The 532-nt window shown below is 52.8% G+C and carries 1 pseudogene; it reads right to left on the bottom strand.

Annotation, left to right across the window (positions count from 1 at the left end):
* Window positions 1-410 precede the first annotated feature (410 nt).
* Window positions 411-532: pseudogene (locus F7R02_RS25815) on the bottom strand (IS3 family transposase); the annotation flags it as partial.

Genomic DNA, 532 nt, shown 5'->3' with positions numbered 1-532 from the left:
AACGCGAACGAAACAACTCATCGGCAGGCAACTGCTCGGCGGCAGGACGGCGTGTACGCATGGGCGAAAACTGCCAGAAACCAGTTCGTAGAGTAACGAAAACTGGCAATTCCAGCACACCTAAAACGCAGGTTAAGCCTTGCAATGGATGCAGCCTGGGGGTTTTTCAGGGGCGACTAAATAGTCATCTTCCTGCACATCTGTTGGTGAGATTCCTATTGCGATCCTAGGGGGCGCTACCTGGCGTCGAGTGTGGAAGCCCAACCCCGTGGATGGTGAACGAGTGAGCTTTGGTTCAAGCTTAAAATGAGAAATAAGTTCGTCTCTTAGTTCGATGGCACTCTCTAGGGCCTGTTAACACTAATGGCCCGAGCGATTAAACTATTGGGCATGGAGATCACGCCAGGGTTCTACCCCGATATCACGGACGGTTGTAAAAGAGCTGCAACCTTCTGATCCTGCTTGGCCGCCCTTCGCCGCATCCTTGGGTTGTGGCGTCGCTCGATGTAGTCAAACACATCCGCTCTTGCTC

Source organism: Xanthomonas cissicola (genome assembly GCF_008801575.1).
GTDB classification, from domain to species: Bacteria; Pseudomonadota; Gammaproteobacteria; order Xanthomonadales; family Xanthomonadaceae; genus Xanthomonas; species Xanthomonas cissicola.
The sequence above is the reverse complement of the archived record's forward strand: the minus strand, read 5'-3'. Positions and strand labels throughout refer to the sequence as shown.